The sequence below is a fragment of the Enterobacter sp. T1-1 genome (genome assembly GCF_000710795.1).
GTDB lineage: Bacteria > Pseudomonadota > Gammaproteobacteria > Enterobacterales > Enterobacteriaceae > Enterobacter > Enterobacter cloacae.
In genome coordinates this window covers 100,935-119,197 of sequence record NZ_JALW01000028.1, presented here as the reverse complement: position 1 = coordinate 119,197, position 18,263 = coordinate 100,935, and the positions used below count along the sequence as shown (strand labels likewise).

At 55.5% G+C, this 18,263-nt stretch carries 18 protein-coding genes and 1 riboswitch; of the genes, 9 read left to right on the top strand and 9 right to left on the bottom strand.

Going from position 1 to position 18,263, the window contains the following annotated elements; translation table 11 throughout:
• Positions 1-77: 77 nt before the first annotated feature.
• Genes AK59_RS0111590 through AK59_RS0111570 form a run of 5 tightly spaced genes read right to left on the bottom strand, consistent with a single transcriptional unit; the run spans position 78 to position 4,104 of the window.
• Positions 78-710 carry an urea amidolyase associated protein UAAP2 gene (locus AK59_RS0111590; protein ID WP_013096803.1) on the bottom strand — a complete coding sequence of 211 codons (633 nt, stop codon included), beginning with the start codon at positions 708-710 and terminating at the stop codon, positions 78-80.
• A gap of 10 nt (positions 711-720) precedes the next feature.
• A complete protein-coding gene (locus tag AK59_RS0111585) occupies positions 721-1,428 on the bottom strand; it encodes an urea amidolyase associated protein UAAP1 (protein WP_029882814.1) in 708 nt (235 codons plus the stop codon).
• A gap of 11 nt (positions 1,429-1,439) precedes the next feature.
• Positions 1,440-2,216: an ABC transporter ATP-binding protein gene (locus AK59_RS0111580; protein WP_029882813.1), complete on the bottom strand. Its 777-nt coding sequence runs from the start codon at positions 2,214-2,216 to the stop codon at positions 1,440-1,442.
• Positions 2,213-3,028 carry an ABC transporter permease gene (locus AK59_RS0111575; protein ID WP_013096806.1) on the bottom strand — a complete coding sequence of 272 codons (816 nt, stop codon included), beginning with the start codon at positions 3,026-3,028 and terminating at the stop codon, positions 2,213-2,215. Before AK59_RS0111575 ends, AK59_RS0111580 begins: the two co-directional genes overlap by 4 nt.
• A gap of 17 nt (positions 3,029-3,045) precedes the next feature.
• Positions 3,046-4,104: a putative urea ABC transporter substrate-binding protein gene (locus AK59_RS0111570; protein ID WP_029882812.1), complete on the bottom strand. Its 1,059-nt coding sequence runs from the start codon at positions 4,102-4,104 to the stop codon at positions 3,046-3,048.
• Positions 4,105-4,161: 57 nt separating this feature from the next.
• Positions 4,162-4,260, bottom strand: a riboswitch (guanidine-I (ykkC/yxkD leader).
• Between the two features lie 483 nt (positions 4,261-4,743).
• Between AK59_RS0111570 and AK59_RS0111565 the strand changes: the two genes are divergently transcribed.
• Complete coding sequence (locus tag AK59_RS0111565) at positions 4,744-6,111, top strand: hypothetical protein (protein ID WP_029882811.1); 1,368 nt, start codon at positions 4,744-4,746, stop codon at positions 6,109-6,111.
• Between the two features lie 207 nt (positions 6,112-6,318).
• Here the strand turns inward: AK59_RS0111565 and AK59_RS0111560 are convergent, their stop codons facing one another.
• The gene (locus tag AK59_RS0111560) at positions 6,319-6,774 is read right to left on the bottom strand and encodes a hypothetical protein (protein ID WP_020688235.1); all 456 of its coding nucleotides are present in this window, start codon (positions 6,772-6,774) and stop codon (positions 6,319-6,321) included.
• A 431-nt stretch (positions 6,775-7,205) separates the two neighbouring features.
• On the opposite strand from AK59_RS0111560, the gene AK59_RS0111555 reads away from it, so the two are divergent.
• From AK59_RS0111555 to clcB, 7 genes are all read left to right on the top strand, one after another.
• On the top strand, positions 7,206-7,829 hold the full coding sequence (locus AK59_RS0111555; protein WP_029882810.1) for a glutathione S-transferase family protein: 624 nt from the start codon (positions 7,206-7,208) through the stop codon (positions 7,827-7,829).
• Positions 7,830-7,984: 155 nt separating this feature from the next.
• Positions 7,985-8,728, top strand: coding sequence for a YoaK family protein (locus tag AK59_RS0111550; protein ID WP_029882809.1), 744 nt, complete (start codon positions 7,985-7,987; stop codon positions 8,726-8,728).
• A gap of 269 nt (positions 8,729-8,997) precedes the next feature.
• A complete protein-coding gene (osmY, locus tag AK59_RS0111545; protein ID WP_029882808.1) occupies positions 8,998-9,708 on the top strand; it encodes an osmoprotectant ABC transporter permease OsmY in 711 nt (236 codons plus the stop codon).
• Positions 9,709-9,726: 18 nt separating this feature from the next.
• The gene (osmX, locus tag AK59_RS0111540; RefSeq protein WP_029882807.1) at positions 9,727-10,626 is read left to right on the top strand and encodes an osmoprotectant ABC transporter substrate-binding protein OsmX; all 900 of its coding nucleotides are present in this window, start codon (positions 9,727-9,729) and stop codon (positions 10,624-10,626) included.
• 8 nt (positions 10,627-10,634) lie between these two features.
• Complete coding sequence (osmW, locus tag AK59_RS0111535; RefSeq protein WP_006808875.1) at positions 10,635-11,282, top strand: osmoprotectant ABC transporter permease OsmW; 648 nt, start codon at positions 10,635-10,637, stop codon at positions 11,280-11,282.
• The gene (gene osmV / locus AK59_RS0111530; protein WP_029882806.1) at positions 11,282-12,430 is read left to right on the top strand and encodes an osmoprotectant ABC transporter ATP-binding protein OsmV; all 1,149 of its coding nucleotides are present in this window, start codon (positions 11,282-11,284) and stop codon (positions 12,428-12,430) included. Before osmW ends, osmV begins: the two co-directional genes overlap by 1 nt.
• Positions 12,431-12,533: 103 nt before the next feature.
• On the top strand, positions 12,534-13,844 hold the full coding sequence (gene clcB / locus AK59_RS0111525) for a voltage-gated ClC-type chloride channel ClcB (RefSeq protein ID WP_029882805.1): 1,311 nt from the start codon (positions 12,534-12,536) through the stop codon (positions 13,842-13,844).
• Here clcB and bioD read toward each other — a convergent pair.
• From bioD to AK59_RS0111510, 3 genes are all read right to left on the bottom strand, one after another.
• On the bottom strand, positions 13,779-14,474 hold the full coding sequence (gene bioD, locus AK59_RS0111520; RefSeq protein WP_013096826.1) for a dethiobiotin synthase: 696 nt from the start codon (positions 14,472-14,474) through the stop codon (positions 13,779-13,781). The genes clcB and bioD overlap by 66 nt on opposite strands.
• A 130-nt stretch (positions 14,475-14,604) precedes the next feature.
• On the bottom strand, positions 14,605-15,825 hold the full coding sequence (gene mlc / locus AK59_RS0111515; RefSeq protein WP_013096827.1) for a sugar metabolism global transcriptional regulator Mlc: 1,221 nt from the start codon (positions 15,823-15,825) through the stop codon (positions 14,605-14,607).
• 121 nt (positions 15,826-15,946) lie between these two features.
• Positions 15,947-16,852: a LysR family transcriptional regulator gene (locus AK59_RS0111510; protein ID WP_023620317.1), complete on the bottom strand. Its 906-nt coding sequence runs from the start codon at positions 16,850-16,852 to the stop codon at positions 15,947-15,949.
• Positions 16,853-16,973: 121 nt separating this feature from the next.
• On the opposite strand from AK59_RS0111510, the gene AK59_RS0111505 reads away from it, so the two are divergent.
• Positions 16,974-18,227, top strand: coding sequence for an MFS transporter (locus tag AK59_RS0111505; protein ID WP_029882804.1), 1,254 nt, complete (start codon positions 16,974-16,976; stop codon positions 18,225-18,227).
• Positions 18,228-18,263 lie beyond the last annotated feature (36 nt).

The window sequence follows — 18,263 nt, the reverse complement described above, 5'->3', positions numbered from 1 at the left end:
TTACGGCAGAATGCGTCCGGCGCGGACTGCAAACAGGCGATAAATGGCCTGGCGCAGGCGCTGCCAGCGGGTGGATGTCAGTTCCATACCAGCACCTCTGCTGGCGTCGGGTTCCAGCCGTTGCACGGGTTGTTAAGCTGAGGACAGTTGGAGATCAGCACGATGACGTTGCACTCGGCGCGCAGCTCGACATATTTCCCCGGCGCGGAGATACCGTCCTCAAAGGTCAGCCCGCCCTGCGGAGTCACCGGCACGTTCATGAAGAAGTTAATGTTGGCGGCAATATCGCGCTTTTGCAGGCGGCCATCGTGCAGGCAGGCGCAGAGAAAGTTATCCCGGCAGCTGTGCATATGGCGTTTATCGAGAGCATAACGCACGGTGTTGCTCTCCTGCGCGCAGGCGCCGCCGAGGGTATCGTGACGCCCGCAGGTATCTGCCACGATGGTCAGCAGCGGGTTACCGAGGTTGGAGTACAGCACGCTGCCATGGGTGAGATAAGCGTTGTTCTGGCGGCGCAGCGTGCGCTGTGCGTCGTAGCGCTCACGCGGGTTGTCCGCATTGTAAAACAGCGTGTCCACCGCCTGGTTGCCCTCCAGGTCGAGCAGGCGTAGCGTCTGGCCTTTCTTCACTTCAAACAGATACGGTTCCCCCGCCGGAATAACGTGGCGGAAGCTGGCGTGCTGGGGATGTTTTTCGCTGGCAACGGTCATACACGGCTCCTTACAGGGCGAAACGTTGAGTGTTAGTGATGGCGCGTTCGTTTTCCGGGCGCGTCAGGAGGGCGTTAATCGCCCCCTCTTCATCCTCCGCCTGCCGCCAGCTCAGCTGTACCGGGCGCGGGGCGTACTCCCGGGAGGGATCCATCGGGTGCGGTAGCGCGGTCATGACAATCAGCGTGTCCATCGGCGCGAACAGCTCAACGTAGCTGCCCGGCTGCGAATGTCCGCTGTGGAAGCGGAACTGGCCGTTGTCCTCCACGGTGACCTTGCTGAAGAAATTAACCACCATCAGCAGATCTTCCAGGTTGAGATCCCACTTGCCCATCTCCACCAGCAGGTTGTCCGTACCGTTACGGTAGAAACCGTTGCGCAGCTCCTGATAACGCCCCTGACCGTATTTTTCCGCCACTTCGGCAGCATTCAGCACGCCGCCAAACGGGTCGTGCCAGCCGCAGGTGTCGGCGGTAATGCCCGCCAGTACGCGGCCCATGTCGGAGTAAAAGCAGTGTCCGGCGGTGAGGCGCGCGGTGTGCTGGCCTTTCAGCGTGTCGGGCAGGTTCAGCCGCTCGCTTTTTTCGTGCGGGTTGAGCATCAGCAGGCTGACGTTGGCACCGCCTTGCGTATCTGTCATGCGCAGGATCTGCCCGCGCTTCAGGACAAACGAGAGGTGTCCCCCGTCGGGAAGGTTCTCTTCACGTAAAATCGTCATGGTATTCACTGTTACCCCCTTAAGGCATAAACGTTGTCGGGCGTGGTTCCGCTCAGGGCGGAGAGCCGCGTCTCGTTGAGCGGAATGTCGTAGGTAATGCGCGCGCCGTAGGCATTCGGTGCCTGCGGGTCGAGGCGCACTTTGTCGAACACCAGTAGCCGGGTGCCGAGGTTGAAGCCTTCAGACAGATCGTGGGTGACCATAAAGACGGTCATGCGGGTTTCGCCCCACAGCTGCAGCAACAGGGCGTGCATGTCTTTTCTAATCCCCGGATCCAGCGCGCCAAACGGCTCATCGAGCAGCAGCACGCGCGGCTGCATGATGAATGCCTGAGCAATGGCCAGGCGCTGCTGCATGCCGCCAGAGAGCTGGGCGGGATATTTATCCAGCGCGTGCCCGAGGCCGACTTTTTCCAGCATCTCCGCCGACCGTTCACGCACGGCGCGCTTTTTGGCCCCAAACAGCCGCCCGAACAGCGGCGATTGCGGCAGTTCAAGACCGATGGCGACGTTATCCAGCACGCTGAGGTGCGGGAAAACGGAGTAGCGCTGAAACACCACGCCGCGGCTGCTGTCCGGCTCGGCGCGCAGCGGTTTGCCATCGAGGGTGATCACTCCCCGGCTGGGCGCTTCCTGACCAAGCAGCAGACGCAGGAAGGTAGATTTTCCGCAGCCGGACGCCCCCACCATTGAGCAGAACTCGCCCTCTTTCACCTGCAGGTTCAGGCGTTCCAGCACCACATGGTCGCCGTACTCCTGCCAGATATTGTTGATGGTGATAAAGCTCATGCCTTCCCTCCTTCCGCCCAGGGAAAACAGGTTTTATGCAACTGACGCAGGGCGAGATCCATCAGCCACGCCAGCAGGGTGATCCACAGGACGTACGGGATAATCACATCCATCGCCATGTAGCGCCGTACGAGGAAAATGCGGTATCCCAGCCCGGCGGTAGAGGAGATAGCCTCCGCCGAGATAAGAAACAGCCATGCCGACCCGAGCAGCAGGCGCAGCGAGGTCAGCAGCCTGGAGAGCAGCTGCGGAAGCACCACGCGCAGCACCAGCGTCCAGCTACTGGCCCCCAGCGTCTGGGCTTTGATGAGGATCTCCGGTGGGATTTCACAGGCGCGGTGCTCCAGATCGCGCGCCAGCATCGGGGTGATGCCGATGACAATCAGCATCACCTTCGACAGCTCATCCAGCCCGAAAACGATAAACAGCACCGGGAGTATTGCCAGCGGCGGGATCATCGACAGCACCGTCATCAGCGGCGAGAGCGATGCACGCCACAGCGGAAACACGCCCGAGGTAACGCCAATGCACAGGCCGATCAGTGAGGCGATCGCCAGCCCCGCCAGCAGACGCGCGAGGCTCACCAGGGTATCGACCCAGAACAGGTATTCACCGCTGCGTTTATCCGGGGTCAACGCCATCCGGGATAGCGCGTCCAGCATTTGCTGCAGGCCGGGCAGCAGCTTGTCCTGCGGGTTGGCCTCCAGCCTGACCGCCGAGCCAAAAAAGTAGGCGGCCAGCAGCAGGACAAAAGGCAGCATCACGAGCATCAGCCGCATGCCGGGTGTGGGATGGCGATTAATTTGTCGCATGGAGACTCCGTCCGTTATCACAGCGTGCCGGCAGCGGCCATTTTCACGAAGCTGTCGTCAAAGCGCAGTTTCACGTTGCTGGCATCGCCCACCGTGACATTGCCCGGGAAGCGCATACCGATAAAATCGGCGCTCTGCGCGCCCTCGCCCAGCAGCCCTTTGTCGAAGGAGAACGACGCCACGCGCTGCATGGTTTTCGCCAGATCCGGTGACGTGACAAACGCCATGTTGTCCTGCGGGGTATAGAACAGATGGGTGGTTTTGAGCTGCGCCTGATACCCGGCGAGATCGGTCCCGGAGGCAGCGGCCATCGCATTCAGCGCGCTGGCATCCTGCGCTTTCATCAGCCCCATCATCTCGTACCAGGCGCCGGTGAGCGCTTTGCCCAGCGCCGGGTTGTCTTTCAGGGTCTCGGTGTTGACCACCATCATGTCGATAAGCTCACCCGGTACCTGCGAGGAGCTGAACACTTCGGTGGTGTTTGGCGTGCCTTTGATGACGGAGAGTTGCGGGTTCCACGCCACCGCAGCCTGCACACTGGCGGTCCCGAACGCAGAGACGATATCTGCGTCCGAGGTATTCACCACGGTGACGTCTTTCTCTGCGAGCCCGGCTTTTTCCAGACCGCGCACCAGCAGATAGTGGGACACGGAGAGCTCAGGCAGGTAGACCTTCATCCCTTTCAGATCTTTCAGGTTTTTGCCCTTACCTTTCATCACTACTCCGTCGTTGCCTTCCGAGTAGCTACCGAGGATCAGCGCTGTGGTGTCTACCCCGCCTGCGGCCGGTATGGTCAGCGCATCCATATTGGTCATGGTGCAGCCGTCAAACTGCCCTGCGGTGTACTGGTTGATGGATTCGATATAGTCGTTGAGCTGCACGACATTGATTTTGATGCCGTATTTGCTGGCCCATTTATCGATGATTTTGCTACTGCTGATGGTGCCCCAGGGCATCCACCCGGCGTAGATGGTCCAGCAGACGTTGAACTCTTTTTTCACAGCGGCGAACGTGGGGAGACTGACCAGCATTGCCAGCGACAGTACAAGAGAGCGGAGTAATGGCGTTTTTTTCATGCTTGACCTCTGAGTGGCACAAAATTAGGGGGCAGCGCGACACCGTCTGGTGCTGCTGTCTCCCGGGCTTTTGTCCCGCCGTGTAACCTCTCAGAGGTCGCCAGCTCTTGGACCAGCCATTCACCGTGGTGAACCGGAACCCTAGCCAGCTATTGTTCAAATTGTGGTGTGCTGCCCTTTCACGGTTGATTAAGCAAGGGGTGTGCCAGGATGGTTTTGCTTTGTTTTTTAGTAGGTTGTGGATTGCTGCGGGTTGGGTTTCACTGTTTTGGTGAGCGGCTTTGGGGGATGTGCACTGCGGTGGGGCGTTCTGGGGAAATTTTAAATATAATGGTTACACATTTGGGGGCGATTTCTTCTCAAGAATTTTAAGTTTGGACAAGTATGCAACGTCTAAGATAGTAATGGAGTTTCCTCCTATATCGAATAGGCTGTCATTCATCACTTTAAGCGAGGTTCAAATCTCAAAAATTAAAACAATCATTTGAAATACGCTCTTATGAGAGTTAGTATTTATTTCACGGGACACTTCGAAATTGTTAGGGCTGTTAAGAGAAGTTAGCTTTCAATCCCTCAAAAACATTTCCCCACAATTCCATGCACAAGCATCTTTTTTGCTTATTATTTAGGGAGTGACATATGAGCGTTACAGTTTTTTCACTGGAATCTCAGATAGAAAAGATTTATGACAGAAGAACCAAGAAATACTTTGAGGAGGTATACAAGAGTTATGCCAATAATTGCTATCGCTCATCAACAGTAATGCTCTGGTCAGTGGTTGTATGTGATATAATATTTAAATTGCAAGAGTTGCGAGATATACACAATGATAAAGTTGCTGAAAAAATAATAATTGAAATTGAAGCTTTGCAACAAAATGACCCATATTCACCCAAATGGGAAAATGAGCTTATCAAGAAGGTCTTTGAGCGAACTCAACTATTAGATACTGCTTCGAATCACAAGATTCTCCTTATACAGTCCCACCGACATCTATCTGCCCATCCCGTCATTAGCGATGAAGATATTTTATTCGAACCAACGCAGGAAATGATCAGAAGCGACATCCGTAATAGCATTGAGGTTGTACTGAGCAAACCACCTTTTATGTCGCAGGCAATTTTATCTACCTTTGTAACAGATCTTGAAAAAGTAAAAGATTTATTTCCCACTGATAATGCTCTCAATAAATATCTAGAATCCAAATATTTAAAATCAATCAATAAAACGGTTTTGGTTAAACTATTTAAAGGTTTGTGGAAGTTTTCATTTAGATCAGAGGATCTAAAACCAATTGAGAATAGAGAGATTAATATCAGAGCTATGAGGTTGATTTTTTCAAAAGAAAGACAATTAATGGTGGAATCGATTAAAGCTGATGCCCACTATTACTCTACCATATCAAAGAACCCTGATGCCATTAAAGCATTAATTGAGTTTATTTCTATGGAAAAGGAAATATATGATGCTCTTGATGATTTTGCCAAAGAATTAATAAAACCAATCCTTAAAGAGGATTTATCATATTTTGGAATTGCTTTCTTTATTTCAGAATCAGCAGAGCAACATTTAACACGTGTAACCAAACGGATATCCGAAAACTATTTTAAAAAAATTGGCTCACATCAATCTTTTCTAAACACAAAACATTTAGAACAATTTAAATCTGTATGTTTAGAACTGGGTCATGAATCTATATATATGGATTTTGGCATTGCATGCTTTATTAATAGTTTTGATTTCGCACGCGCGGATATGTATTTTGATAGATATATTACCCCTAATCTCAACAATTATACAAAAGAACAACTCAAAACTCTCCTTGACGGAACAAATGAAAACAATCAGTGTTTTTGGAGGAAGCGTTCGAGAGAAGGTAATGACTCCGTATATATATTAAAAGCCGCAAAGAGAAAATTTTCTGTTGATTTTGACTTTTCAGTTTATGAAAACCTTCCGATAGAAAGAATAGATGAAATTTTGGAGGAAGACACAGGTGAGATGTGACAAACAAAGTTATTATATCCCAACAAGTAATGACTCTGAAGCTAAGGGTATTCCCACAATGTATTGGCTTATTTGATTCTTTACCATACTATATACACATCACTTTCATTCGCGAAAACTAAAGTAATAACAACAAAAACCTCAAGGGGCTCACCATAGCCCCTTTTCCACACCACCCTCTAAGCAGCTAACAAAGCCTGCCCGCACTCAGTGCGCCACAATTCGCGGCTCCTTCACAAACTCCGCCAGAAGCCAAATCATATCGTGCAGCAGCCCAGTAAGCTCTTTCGCAACGTTCGCGGGCAATGTCCCCCCTTTAACGGCTTGGGTAAGTGCCAGCGCATAGTCAATCTGGGTAGCGGTGTCGTGCCAGCAGTCCGGCACGCAGGAGGTCATTTTCTCTCCCACAATCAACTGTTCAATAAGGTTCGGCGGGAGATCGGCATCGCAGAGTTCGCGCAGTCGATGAAGCGCTTGCAGCAGGCGCTCGCAGAGTGCAGAGCTAATGACGCTATCATCGCTCTCGACCAGCACGGTCACCAGCGCGGCGCAGTTGTCCGCGACGTCAAAGAGGTCGGCGTCAACCGGAAGGGGTCGGGTAATAAGTTGCTGAATAATGTTTTCGTCAGATTGCAGGTAAGACAGGGTTGGGATAGTAGCCATAAGGCATCCTCAGTGTATGAAATTGAATTAACCGCCCGATGAGTTCCTACGCTCGAGGGGGCAGCGCTGACGGAGGTAGGAATACCGCCCACAGAGAAAACGGCCAGCCTTAACGGCTGCTCCGCCAGCGCCACCGTGATTTTAACGGCATATGCACTGTTGCGACAAAATAAAGTCGCACTGTGAGATCCGGGTTCCTACACCCGATTGCGGATGTGCCGCAACGCCGTCACTTTACGACCCAGGTAACCGGAATAAAAGCATTAACCCTCATTTTCACCGGGTTACTTTTAGGTTTGCGAGGCTCCTTCCAGAAAGACGGTATCGCTCCCCCAATCCAGCGCACCCACCACCTAATTTTGCCCCGACCTCTTTCACAAAACTGATGTATTGTTTTTAAACCATTCATTCCAGTGCAGGACACCTGACCCATGATCACCATCCTCGGCAAAACCACCTCCATCAACGTGCGTAAAGTCCTCTGGACCTGCGAAGAGGCCGGAATTGCATACCAGCAGGAAGATTACGGCAGCGGATTTGCCTCGACGGAAACGGACGCCTTCCGCGCCCTGAACCCCAACGCCATGGTGCCGGTGTTGATCGACGGCGATTTTGTGCTGTGGGAATCGAATTCAATCTGCCGCTACCTGGTGCGCAAAGCCGGGCGCGATGACCTGCTGCCATCGCAGCCGCAGACCTGCGCTAACGTCGAGCGCTGGATGGACTGGCAGGCAACCGAATTCAACAACGCGTGGCGCTATGTCTTTCCGGCGCTGGGCCGCAAAAACCCGGACTATAACGATCCCGCGCGGATTGCCGCCGGGATAAAAGAGTGGAACCACTGCATCGGCATTCTGGAGCAGCAGTTGCAGCGCACCGGCGCCTTTACTGCGGGAGAAACGTTTACGCTTGCAGATGTGGTGCTGGGGCTGTCGGTGAACCGCTGGAAGATGACGCCTTTTGACAAACCCGCAGTGCCTGCCATTGATGCCTGGTTTGAACGTCTTAATCAGCGCCCGGCATTTTTGCGACACGGAAATAACGGCATGGTCTGAATTCCCCACGGCCCTATATTCAGCAAGGATATTTTATTTAATTACAAAACCCTGCATGTCGTCAGAGGGAATAATAATTAAGCCATATCCTGGACTGTCCGTTGTATCGCTTTGCTAGCCTGACGTTTCAGGCAAAGCTCACCCCGGAGGTATTCTTGCTGATTAAACTCAAAAAAGAACGAACGCATCAGGAGGATCGCCGGTTAGCCCTCTGGCTGGCGACATCCGCCGGCTTGCTCAACGCCATCGCCCTTGGGGCATTTGGCTTTTTCCCCTCTCACATGACCGGCAATACCTCACAATTATCCAGCGAAGTCTCTTCCACCGATCTGAACGATATTATTTTCTTTGGCTCCATTATTCTGGCGTTTGTCACGGGTGCCATTCTTGCGCGCATTATTGTTATCTGGGGCATTATCCATAATATCCGCCTAGTTTTTTGCCAGATCCTGTTTGTCGAAGGGTTATTACTGACCGGTATTTCGATTTATGAGATGTATTTCCATGCCCTCACCAGCAACCGCACGATTATTATCTTTCTCTGTGGTCTGATGGGGATCCACAATTCCACCTCCACCCAGCTCTCCAGCGGCCGGGTGAGATCGACACACATCACCGGCACGCTGACGGACGCGGGAATATCGCTGGCCTCGGTAGTCGTGGCGATGCTGCGCCGGGACTACTCCAAAGACACGGCGGCGCAGAAAAGCCAGCTTAAAACCCACTTAACCACCCTGTTCTCGTTTATTACGGGCGGTATCGCGGGGTTACTCCTGTTCCGGTGGATTGGCTTTAATGCAATGCTGGCGCTGGGTGTCATACTGGCGCTGGTATCCGTTTGTTCCATGATTACCATCGCGGTACGTGTGCGCAAAGTTCGCGCAGCCCTCGGCCGATAGTCAAAACGCAGAGGGCAGAATGTCGCGACAGTTGTGACACCGTCACTTTCATGAAGTCGCTTTAGGACTATTCTGCCCTCTCACAGCCAGCCCTTACCTCATAAGGCTTAATCAAGGTTGTCACTAGTTTCATAGGGTTACTGATTTTTCCCCTTCGCTGGAACCCTTCCCAAACGCTTGCTATAGGTCAACTACCCCTGCCGAAACATGGCATAACAACAGGCAACCGCTGGTTGCGATAACGCATGCGCACAGGGAGACACACCGCAATGCATCCATTACTCAAACGCTCGCTGCTGTTTGTCGGCGCCATAATCGTGGTTCTGGCCCTCCTCACCTGGGGCATTGGGCTGGAGACGATCAAGGCGCGTCAGGTTGACCTGACCTACCTCGGGCAACAGCATTTAATCCTCGTATTTTCCTCGATGTTCTTCGCACTGCTGGTTGGCATTCCGGCGGGTATCCTGCTCAGCCGCCCGGCGGCGCGTGGGGTAGCCGAATACGTAATGCAAATCTTCAACGTCGGCAACACCCTGCCGCCGCTGGCCGTTCTGGCGCTGGCGATGGTGGTGATTGGCATTGGCGATACGCCAGCCATCATTGCCCTGTTTCTTGCCTCGCTGCTGCCGATTGTTCGCAATACCTACGCCGGGCTGTGCTCGGTGCCGTCGTCGTTACTGGAAGCGGCCAACGGGATTGGGATGACCAAATGGCAGCGTCTGCGCCAGGTGGAGTTACCTAACGCCTGGCCGGTGATGCTCTCGGGCATCCGCATCGCCACCGCCATTAATGTGGGTACAGCTCCGCTGGCCTTCCTGATTGGCGCCAGCAGCTACGGCGAGCTGATTTTCCCCGGCATCTACCTGAACGACTTCCCGACGCTGATCCTGGGCGCGGCGGCCACCGCGCTGTTTGCCCTGATCCTTGACACCCTGCTGGCTGCGCTGGGTCGCGTGATGAGTCCCCATCTCACTCGATAACAATAACAAGGAGCTTTCATGAGACTGATATCCGGCCTGACGGCGCTGTGTGCCGCGGCGCTCTTCACCAGCCAGGCGATAGCCGCCCCGCTGATTCTGGCGACCAAGAGCTTTACCGAGCAGCATATTCTCTCGGCCATGACCGTGCAGTACCTGCAAAAGAAAGGGTTCCAGGTGCAGCCGCAAACCAATATTGCGACTGTTATCTCCCGTAACGCGATGATCAACAAACAGATTGATATGACCTGGGAGTACACCGGTACGTCGTTGATCATCTTTAACCACATCAACAAGCGCATGTCGCCGCAGGAATCTTACGAGACGGTTAAGCGTCTGGACGCGAAGCACGGTCTGGTCTGGCTCAAACCCGCCGATATGAACAACACCTATGCCTTCGCCATGCAGCGTAAACGCGCCGAAGCGGAACATATCAACACCATGTCTGAGATGGTGGCGAAGATTGAACAGGTCCGCAAATCCAACCCGGATAAAAACTGGCTGCTGGGACTGGATCTTGAGTTTGCCGGGCGCAGCGACGGCATGAAGCCGCTGCAGAAGGCCTACAACATGGCGCTGGACCGTCCGCAGATCCGCCAGATGGATCCCGGTCTGGTGTATAACGCGGTGCGCGACGGTTTTGTTGATGCCGGGCTGATCTACACCACCGACGGGCGCGTGAAAGGTTTCGACCTCAAAGTACTGGAAGATGATAAAGGGTTCTTCCCGAGCTATGCCGTCACCCCGGTGGTGCGTAAAGACACGCTGGAGGCGAACCCGGGGCTGGAAGAGGCGCTTAACACCCTCTCCGCCCAGCTCAACAACGACGTTATCACCGAGCTGAACAAGAAGGTGGATATCGATCATCAGTCACCGCAGCAGGTCGCCCGTGATTTCCTGCGTAGCAAAAAGCTGTTGTAGGAGGCGCTATGGAGACGATTCACTACATTCTGGATAACTGGGATTACCTGTTAACCCTGACGCTGCAGCATCTGTGGCTGGTGGCGCTGGCGGTTGGCCTGGCCATTATTATCGGCGTTCCGCTCGGCATTCTAATTGTCCGTCACAAATGGCTGGCGACACCAGTGCTGGGCATCGCGACCATCGTGCTGACCATTCCGTCCATCGCCCTGTTTGGCCTGATGATCCCGCTGTTTTCGCTGATCGGTCAGGGCATTGGCGCCCTGCCCGCCATTACCGCGGTGTTTCTCTACTCGCTGCTGCCGATTGTACGCAACACCCATACCGCGCTGGACAGCCTGCCACCGGGTCTGCGTGAGGCCGGACGCGGCATCGGCATGACCTTCTGGCAGCGGCTGCGCTGGGTTGAAATTCCCATGGCGCTACCGGTGATTTTCGGCGGCATCCGCACCGCTGTGGTGATGAACATCGGCGTAATGGCGATTGCCGCCGTGATTGGCGCGGGCGGCCTGGGCCTGCTGTTGCTTAACGGCATCGGCGGGAGCGATATCCGCATGTTGATTGCGGGGGCGCTGATGATTTGTCTTTTAGCGATTGTGCTCGACTGGCTGCTGCACCGTCTGCAGGTGGTACTGACTCCGAAGGGGATTCGATAATGATAAAACTGGAAAACCTCACCAAACATTTTTCACAGAAGCATGGCCAGACCTTTAAGGCCGTGGACAACGTCAACCTGAACGTGCCCGAAGGGGAAATGTGCGTCCTGCTCGGCCCGTCCGGCTGCGGGAAAACCACCACCCTTAAGATGATCAACCGCCTGATTACGCCAAGCAGCGGCACGATCCTGATTAACGGTGAAGACACCAGCGGGATGGATACGGTGACGCTGCGCCGCAACATTGGCTACGTGATTCAGCAAATTGGCCTGTTCCCGAACATGACCATCGAAGAGAACATTACCGTGGTGCCGCGCATGCTGGGCTGGGATAAAGCCCGGTGTAAAACCCGTGCCGAAGAGCTGATGGATATGGTGGCGCTGGATCCACGTAAGTTTCTTCACCGCTATCCGCGCGAGATGTCCGGCGGCCAGCAGCAACGTATCGGCGTGATCCGCGCGCTGGCGGCCGATCCGCCGGTATTGCTGATGGATGAGCCCTTCGGCGCGGTGGACCCCATCAACCGTGAAGTGATCCAGAACCAGTTTCTGGAGATGCAGCGCAAGCTGAAGAAAACCGTGATGCTGGTCAGCCACGATATCGATGAAGCCCTGAAGCTGGGCGATCGTATCGCCGTTTTCCGTCAGGGGAAGATTGTTCAGTGCGCCAGCCCGGACGAGCTGCTGGCGAAGCCGGCGAACGAGTTTGTCGGCTCGTTTGTGGGTCAGGACCGCACTCTGAAGCGCCTGCTGCTGGTGTCGGCAGGCGACGTCACCGACCAGCAGCCTACTATCACGGTACGTGGCTCTACCCCGCTTCCAGAGGCCTTTGCCACCATGGATGATAACGATATCCGCGCCATCACCGTGGTGGACGAACACGGTAAACCGCTGGGGTTTGTGAAACGCCGGGAAGCGCGCAACGCCAGCGGCACCTGTGCCGATATCCTGCATCCATTCCGTATGACCGGCAAAGCGGAAGATAACCTGCGCGTGGTGCTCTCCCGCCTGTATGAAAGCAACACCAGCTGGATGCCGATTGTGGATGAAGAGGGTCGCTATAACGGTGAAATTTCGCAGGACTATATCGCGGAGTACCTCAGCTCAGGGCGTACGCGCCGGGCGCTGAATATCCATAGTGAAAGTTAATTCTTCCGGCCGGGCTTGCCCGGCTTTTTTTCGCACGCAGACCTTTTGCTAACCCCGTCATTTCCCGCCACAATATTGCATCGACCCCGTTTACTCGCGACCCATGCAACGTCTTCATACTTACCCCGATATCCGCGCGATGTTTCGCCGGCTTCTGATTGCCACCGTCACGGGCGTACTGGCCGCGCTGGCCGTTGCCGTGTTTCGCCACAGCATGTATCTGCTGGAGTGGCTGTTTCTCAGTAACGACAGCGGCAGCCTGGTGAATGCCGCGGCGGCGTTGTCCCCCTGGCGTCGCATGCTCACGCCTGCTCTTGGCGGCCTGGCAGCCGGATTATTGCTGTGGGGATGGCAGCGGCTGACGGCGCAACGCCCGCATGCGCCAACGGATTATATGGAAGCGCTGGAAACGGGTGACGGGCAGTTCGATTACGGTGCCAGCCTGGTCAAATCCCTGGCGTCACTGCTGGTGGTTTCCAGCGGAAGCGCCATCGGGCGTGAAGGGGCGATGATCCTGCTCGCTGCCCTCGCCGCCTCCTTGTTTGCGCAGCGCTTTACGCCGAAGTCCGAATGGAAATTATGGATCGCCTGCGGGGCGGCGGCGGGAATGGCCAGCGCCTACCACGCGCCGCTAGCCGGAAGCCTGTTTATTGCGGAAATCCTGTTCGGCACGCTGATGCTCGCCTCGCTCGGCCCGGTAGTCATTGCGGCCGTCGTCGCGCTGCTGACGACACGTCTGTTAAGCCCCGGCGCCACCACGCTGTATGAGGTGCATCTCAGCGAAACGCTCACTGCGGGCGATTACGGGTTGATTGTCATCATCGGTCTGCTGGCGGGCGTCTGCGGCCCGCTGCTGATGTGGCTGATGACGGTTAGCCACGCCCTGTTTCTGCGTCTCAAACTCTCACCACCCTGGCAGCTGGCGCTCGGGGGGCTGATCGTCGGGATGTTGTCGCTTCTTACGCCCAAAGTGTGGGGTAACGGCTATAGCGTGGTGCAGGCCTTTCTGCTCTCACCGCCGCTGCTGTCCGTTATTGCGGGCGTGTTTATCTGTAAGCTGCTGGCGGTCCTGGCAAGCAGCGGTTCGGGCGCACCGGGCGGGGTCTTCACGCCGACGCTGTTTGTCGGGCTGGCGACAGGAATGCTGATTGCGCAGCTTTTTGCGCTGTGGCTGCCGGGTTCTGAAACGGCGATTTTGCTGGGACTGGCGGGGATGGCGACGTTGCTCGCTGCCACGACGCATGCGCCTATTATGTCGGCGCTGATGGTGTGTGAAATGACCGGGCAGTATTTTCTGCTACCCGGCCTGCTGATTGCCTGCGTTGTTGCGTCCGTACTCTCGCGAACGTTACGCCACGACTCGATCTACGGCCAACACACTGCCGAGAGCAGAGAGATCGATGTACTGCGCTAGTTCGCGCTGCTCGGCGCGCGGCAAATAAGGCAGTTCGCCCACCAGAGGGCCGGGCAGTTTTTTGCTCAGCACGTCGATGATTTCTGCATAGTGCGCAAGGCCAGGGTTGATACGGTTTGCCACCCAGCCCACTAACGGCAGGCCGTCATTGGCGATCGCCTGCGCCGTCAGCAGCGCATGGTTGATACACCCTTCCTGGATGCCCACCACCATCACCACCGGCAGTTGTTCCTGCACCACCCACTCGGAAAGTGGACGCAAATCGTTCATCAGGCTGCGCCAGCCGCCCGTGCCTTCAACCACAACGTGATCAACCTTCTCGCTCAGGTTCGCCAGCCCATCCGACAGCAGGGTGTAATTGATCAGCCCGCTATGCGCCACGCTGCTCTCCTCTTCGCTCAGGGCAATAGGATTGACCGCGTCATAAGGCAGCTCCAGGGATGAGACGCTTTGTAAAACCAGGGCATCTTTATTGCGCAGCCCCTCTGGCGTCTCTTTACTGCCTTTTGCGACCGGTTTGTACCCTGCAACACGTTTACCGCTTGCTGCCAGCGCCTGTAGCAACGCGCGCGATACAACAGTCTTGCCGACAGAGGTATCTGTACCAGTAACAAAGAAACGCTTAAGCATGACTCATTCCACCTCTTGGGTATGCTTCGAAAATATAAACCAGGTAAATAATTCAGTGGGGGAAGTCTACGGGAAGCGTGCGCTATCCGGCTTGAGATAGCGCAATTTTTAGTAAGTCTGTGGAAAAGAGTTAGCCCTGCAGCAGGCGGATCAGTAAGGAGCCGTTATACATTGCATCTTTCACCAGCGCGGCGCCGGCCATGGTGCCCTGGTTCGAAAACTGCGTGCTTTCAACCACAATGTTTTTGCTGTAGGCGGGCAGCGCCTGCTGATTAATGCAGGCCGAGATCGCCGGGAAGAGGATATCCGCCGCCTGGCTGAGCGGGGAGCCGATCAGGATTTTTTGCGGGTTAAACAGATTCACCATAATGGCGAGAATGCGCCCGACGTTGTTCCCTACGCCAGTAATGATGTCCTTAGCCAGCAGATCGCCCTGCCGCGCCGCTGTGCACAAGGAATCTACCGTCAGGGGTTGCCCGTGCAACGAGGAGCTCATGGACTGGCTGAGCCTCACCTGCGCCAGCTCAAGCACGCTTTCCACGCTGGCGATAGTCTCAAGGCAGCCGTGGTTGCCGCAGTAGCAGCGTTTCCCGTAGGGATCGACCTGTGTGTGGCCGATCTCCACCAGGCTACTGCTGCCCGCATGCAACAGGCGTCCGTCGGTGATGACGCCCGCCCCGACGTTATGGTCGATCACCACCTGAATGACATCCCGCGCCCCGCGTGACGCGCCAAACAGCGCCTCCGCCATAGTCCAGGCGCTGATGTCATGCTGAATGTAGACCGGTACGCCGGTATGGTTTTTCAGGACCTCACCCAGCGGCATCTCTTTAACGTCTTCATAAAACGGCATGCGGTGCACAATGCCGTTCTCGGTATCAATAATGCCCGGCATGGTGATGGCAATCGCCGTTAAGCGTTCAAGCTTCTGCTGGTGACGAATAAAGAAATGATCGATATGCGTGACAATCGCCTCAAGAAGCGGTTGATCAGCGTTAAGCGGCAGCTCCAGCCGGTCTTCCACCACCAGCTTGCTGCTGAGATCGCGCAGCGCAAGAAAGATCTCACCCCGGCTGATGCGCAGCGACAGGTAATGCCACGCTTCCGTCTCCACCACCAGCCCGACCGCCGGACGACCCCGGCTCCCCGGCTCCTGAATCTCCGTCTCCTGAACCAGGTGGGCTTCCAGCATTTCGCGAACAATCTTGGTAATACTGGCGGGAGCCAGTTGGGCCAGGCGCGACAAATCGATACGCGAAACCGGACCAAGCTGATCAATCAGGCGATATACCGCGCCAGCGTTGGTCTGCTTAATCTGATCAATATGCCCTGGCTGACTATCAGCAACCACCTCGTACTCCCTTATTTTCGAGCTTCGAAATAAACTTTGGGCTATGGTGAAGCACTTGCATGGCCGTCGTCAAATATTTACTTAGCCATGTGATTTACTGCACATTTTTGCCCATTTTTCCCTATAAATATCGCCCGGCAGAGGCGGTGATAAGCTGCTTTTTAAAACGCTGTGCCGCATTGCTCTGTTCATGATGTCTGGACCACACCAGCCACATCTCCGATACCGCATCGTCTTCGGCAAGCGGAACCCAGCACATTTCACGCAATTGTACCCGTTTAAAGGAGGCCGGGAGAATAGAAACCCCCAGCCCGGCGGCGACCAGGCCTATTATCGTCATCGCCTCTCCTACCTCCTGGGTAATGACCGGGGCGAGATCGTAGCGGCGCATCAGGCCCAGAATATCGTCATACAGACCGGTTCCCACCTGCGGGTCGAAAAAGACAAACGGCTCTTTCGCCAGCTCAGCCAGCGTGACGGCAGGCTTCGACGCCAGGGGGTGATCGCGCGGGATCATCGCCATCAGCGGCTCGCGCAGGATCACCTGCCACGCCAGCGAATCCGGCAGTTGAGTGTTGCGCATCAGCCCTAAATCCAGCGCCCCTTCATTCAGCGGAGCTATTTGTTCCCGGGTATTAATTTCGCGCGTCTGAATATGCACGTCCGGGAAGTCACGGCGAAACGACGACAGGGTTTGCGAGACGGCGCTGATAAACGGGGCAGACGAGGTAAACCCGATGCGCAATTCACCGGCTTCCCCCAGATAGAGCCGCTCTGCGCGGGCGGCGGCGTCGTCAACCATGCTCAGAATTTGTCGGCTGTCGGCCAGAAACTGCCTGCCTGCCGCCGTCAGGCTCACGCTACGGTTGGTGCGGGCGAGAAGACGGGCGCCAATCTGCTGCTCCAGGATCTGAATTTGCTGGCTGAGCGGCGGCTGCGAAATGTTCAGGCGCGCGGCGGCGCGGCCAAAATGGAGTTCTTCTGCCACCGCGACAAAGTAGCGTAAATGACGCAGTTCGATATTCATATTTTATAAGTATCATTTGAGATTATTAATATATTAGACAGAATATTTACATTTTCCTACCCTGAAGAGGTGGTCATACCCGTCACCAGAAACCACGGGGATGTTTAAGCAAGGAACATGTGTGAGTCGTACATCTACCGTTGATATCGAACCGGCACGCGATATCGATGATTTACCCGCAGCTTCTCAGCCGGCGCAGTTTATTAAACGTGGTACCTCCCAATTTATGCGCGTCACGCTGGCGCTGTTCTCAGCCGGTCTGGCAACCTTTGCCCTGCTCTACTGCGTTCAGCCTATCCTTCCCGTGCTGTCACATGAGTTTGGCGTCTCACCGGCCAGCAGCAGTATTTCTCTCTCTATTTCAACCGGGATGCTGGCTGTCGGCCTGCTTTTTACCGGCCCTCTCTCTGATGCCATTGGGCGTAAACAGGTGATGGTGACCGCGCTGATGCTGGCGTCGGTTTGTACGTTGCTCTCCACCATGATGACCAGCTGGCACGGGATCCTGATGATGCGCGCGCTCATCGGGTTATCCCTGAGCGGCGTGGCGGCGGTCGGGATGACCTATCTCAGCGAAGAGATCCACCCGAGCTTTGTCGCGTTCTCCATGGGGCTGTACATCAGCGGGAACTCCATTGGCGGTATGAGCGGACGCCTGCTGAGCGGCGTGTTTACAGACTTCTTTAACTGGCGCATTGCGCTGGCGGTGATTGGCTGCTTTGCACTGGCCTCTGCGCTGATGTTCTGGAAAATTCTGCCGGAATCACGCCACTTCCGCCCCACCTCCCTGCGTCCGAAAACGCTGTTTATCAACTTCCGCCTGCACTGGCGGGATAAAGGGCTGCCGCGGCTGTTCCTGACCGGCTTCCTGCTGATGGGATCGTTCGTCACGCTGTTTAACTATATTGGCTATCGTCTGATGCTTTCGCCGTGGCATCTGAGCCAGGCGGTGGTGGGCCTGCTCTCCGTGGCGTATCTGACCGGGACCTGGAGCTCGCCAAAAGCCGGAGCGATGACCGCCCGCTATGGCCGTGGGCCGGTGATGCTGGTCTCAACCGCCGTGATGTTGTTGGGCCTGTTGCTGACGTTTTTCTCTTCCCTGTGGCTGATTTTCACCGGAATGCTGCTCTTCTCTGCCGGTTTCTTCGCCGCGCATTCTGTCGCCAGCAGCTGGATTGGCCCGCGCGCCCGTCGTGCCAAAGGCCAGGCATCCTCTTTGTATCTGTTTAGCTATTATCTTGGCTCCAGCTTCGCCGGGACGCTGGGCGGTGTGTTCTGGCACAACTACGGCTGGAACGGCGTGGGCGGGTTTATCGCGCTGATGCTCTGCGGGGCACTGCTGGTGGGCGCCAGTCTTCATAAACGTCTGAGATAATCCGCCTGCGGGCTGATATCCGGTAAGACGAGCGAT

Bases quoted from the DNA above. Each gene is read 5' to 3' on its own strand.
- AK59_RS0111590 (WP_013096803.1), bottom strand. From the start codon at position 710: ATGACCGTTGCCAGCGAAAAACATCCCCAGCACGCCAGCTTCCGCCAC.
- AK59_RS0111585 (WP_029882814.1), bottom strand. From the start codon at position 1,428: ATGACGATTTTACGTGAAGAGAACCTTCCCGACGGGGGACACCTCTCG.
- AK59_RS0111580 (WP_029882813.1), bottom strand. From the start codon at position 2,216: ATGAGCTTTATCACCATCAACAATATCTGGCAGGAGTACGGCGACCAT.
- AK59_RS0111575 (WP_013096806.1), bottom strand. From the start codon at position 3,028: ATGCGACAAATTAATCGCCATCCCACACCCGGCATGCGGCTGATGCTC.
- AK59_RS0111570 (WP_029882812.1), bottom strand. From the start codon at position 4,104: ATGAAAAAAACGCCATTACTCCGCTCTCTTGTACTGTCGCTGGCAATG.
- AK59_RS0111565 (WP_029882811.1), top strand. From the start codon at position 4,744: ATGAGCGTTACAGTTTTTTCACTGGAATCTCAGATAGAAAAGATTTAT.
- AK59_RS0111560 (WP_020688235.1), bottom strand. From the start codon at position 6,774: ATGGCTACTATCCCAACCCTGTCTTACCTGCAATCTGACGAAAACATT.
- AK59_RS0111555 (WP_029882810.1), top strand. From the start codon at position 7,206: ATGATCACCATCCTCGGCAAAACCACCTCCATCAACGTGCGTAAAGTC.
- osmY (WP_029882808.1), top strand. From the start codon at position 8,998: ATGCATCCATTACTCAAACGCTCGCTGCTGTTTGTCGGCGCCATAATC.
- osmX (WP_029882807.1), top strand. From the start codon at position 9,727: ATGAGACTGATATCCGGCCTGACGGCGCTGTGTGCCGCGGCGCTCTTC.
- osmW (WP_006808875.1), top strand. From the start codon at position 10,635: ATGGAGACGATTCACTACATTCTGGATAACTGGGATTACCTGTTAACC.
- osmV (WP_029882806.1), top strand. From the start codon at position 11,282: ATGATAAAACTGGAAAACCTCACCAAACATTTTTCACAGAAGCATGGC.
- clcB (WP_029882805.1), top strand. From the start codon at position 12,534: ATGCAACGTCTTCATACTTACCCCGATATCCGCGCGATGTTTCGCCGG.
- bioD (WP_013096826.1), bottom strand. From the start codon at position 14,474: ATGCTTAAGCGTTTCTTTGTTACTGGTACAGATACCTCTGTCGGCAAG.
- AK59_RS0111510 (WP_023620317.1), bottom strand. From the start codon at position 16,852: ATGAATATCGAACTGCGTCATTTACGCTACTTTGTCGCGGTGGCAGAA.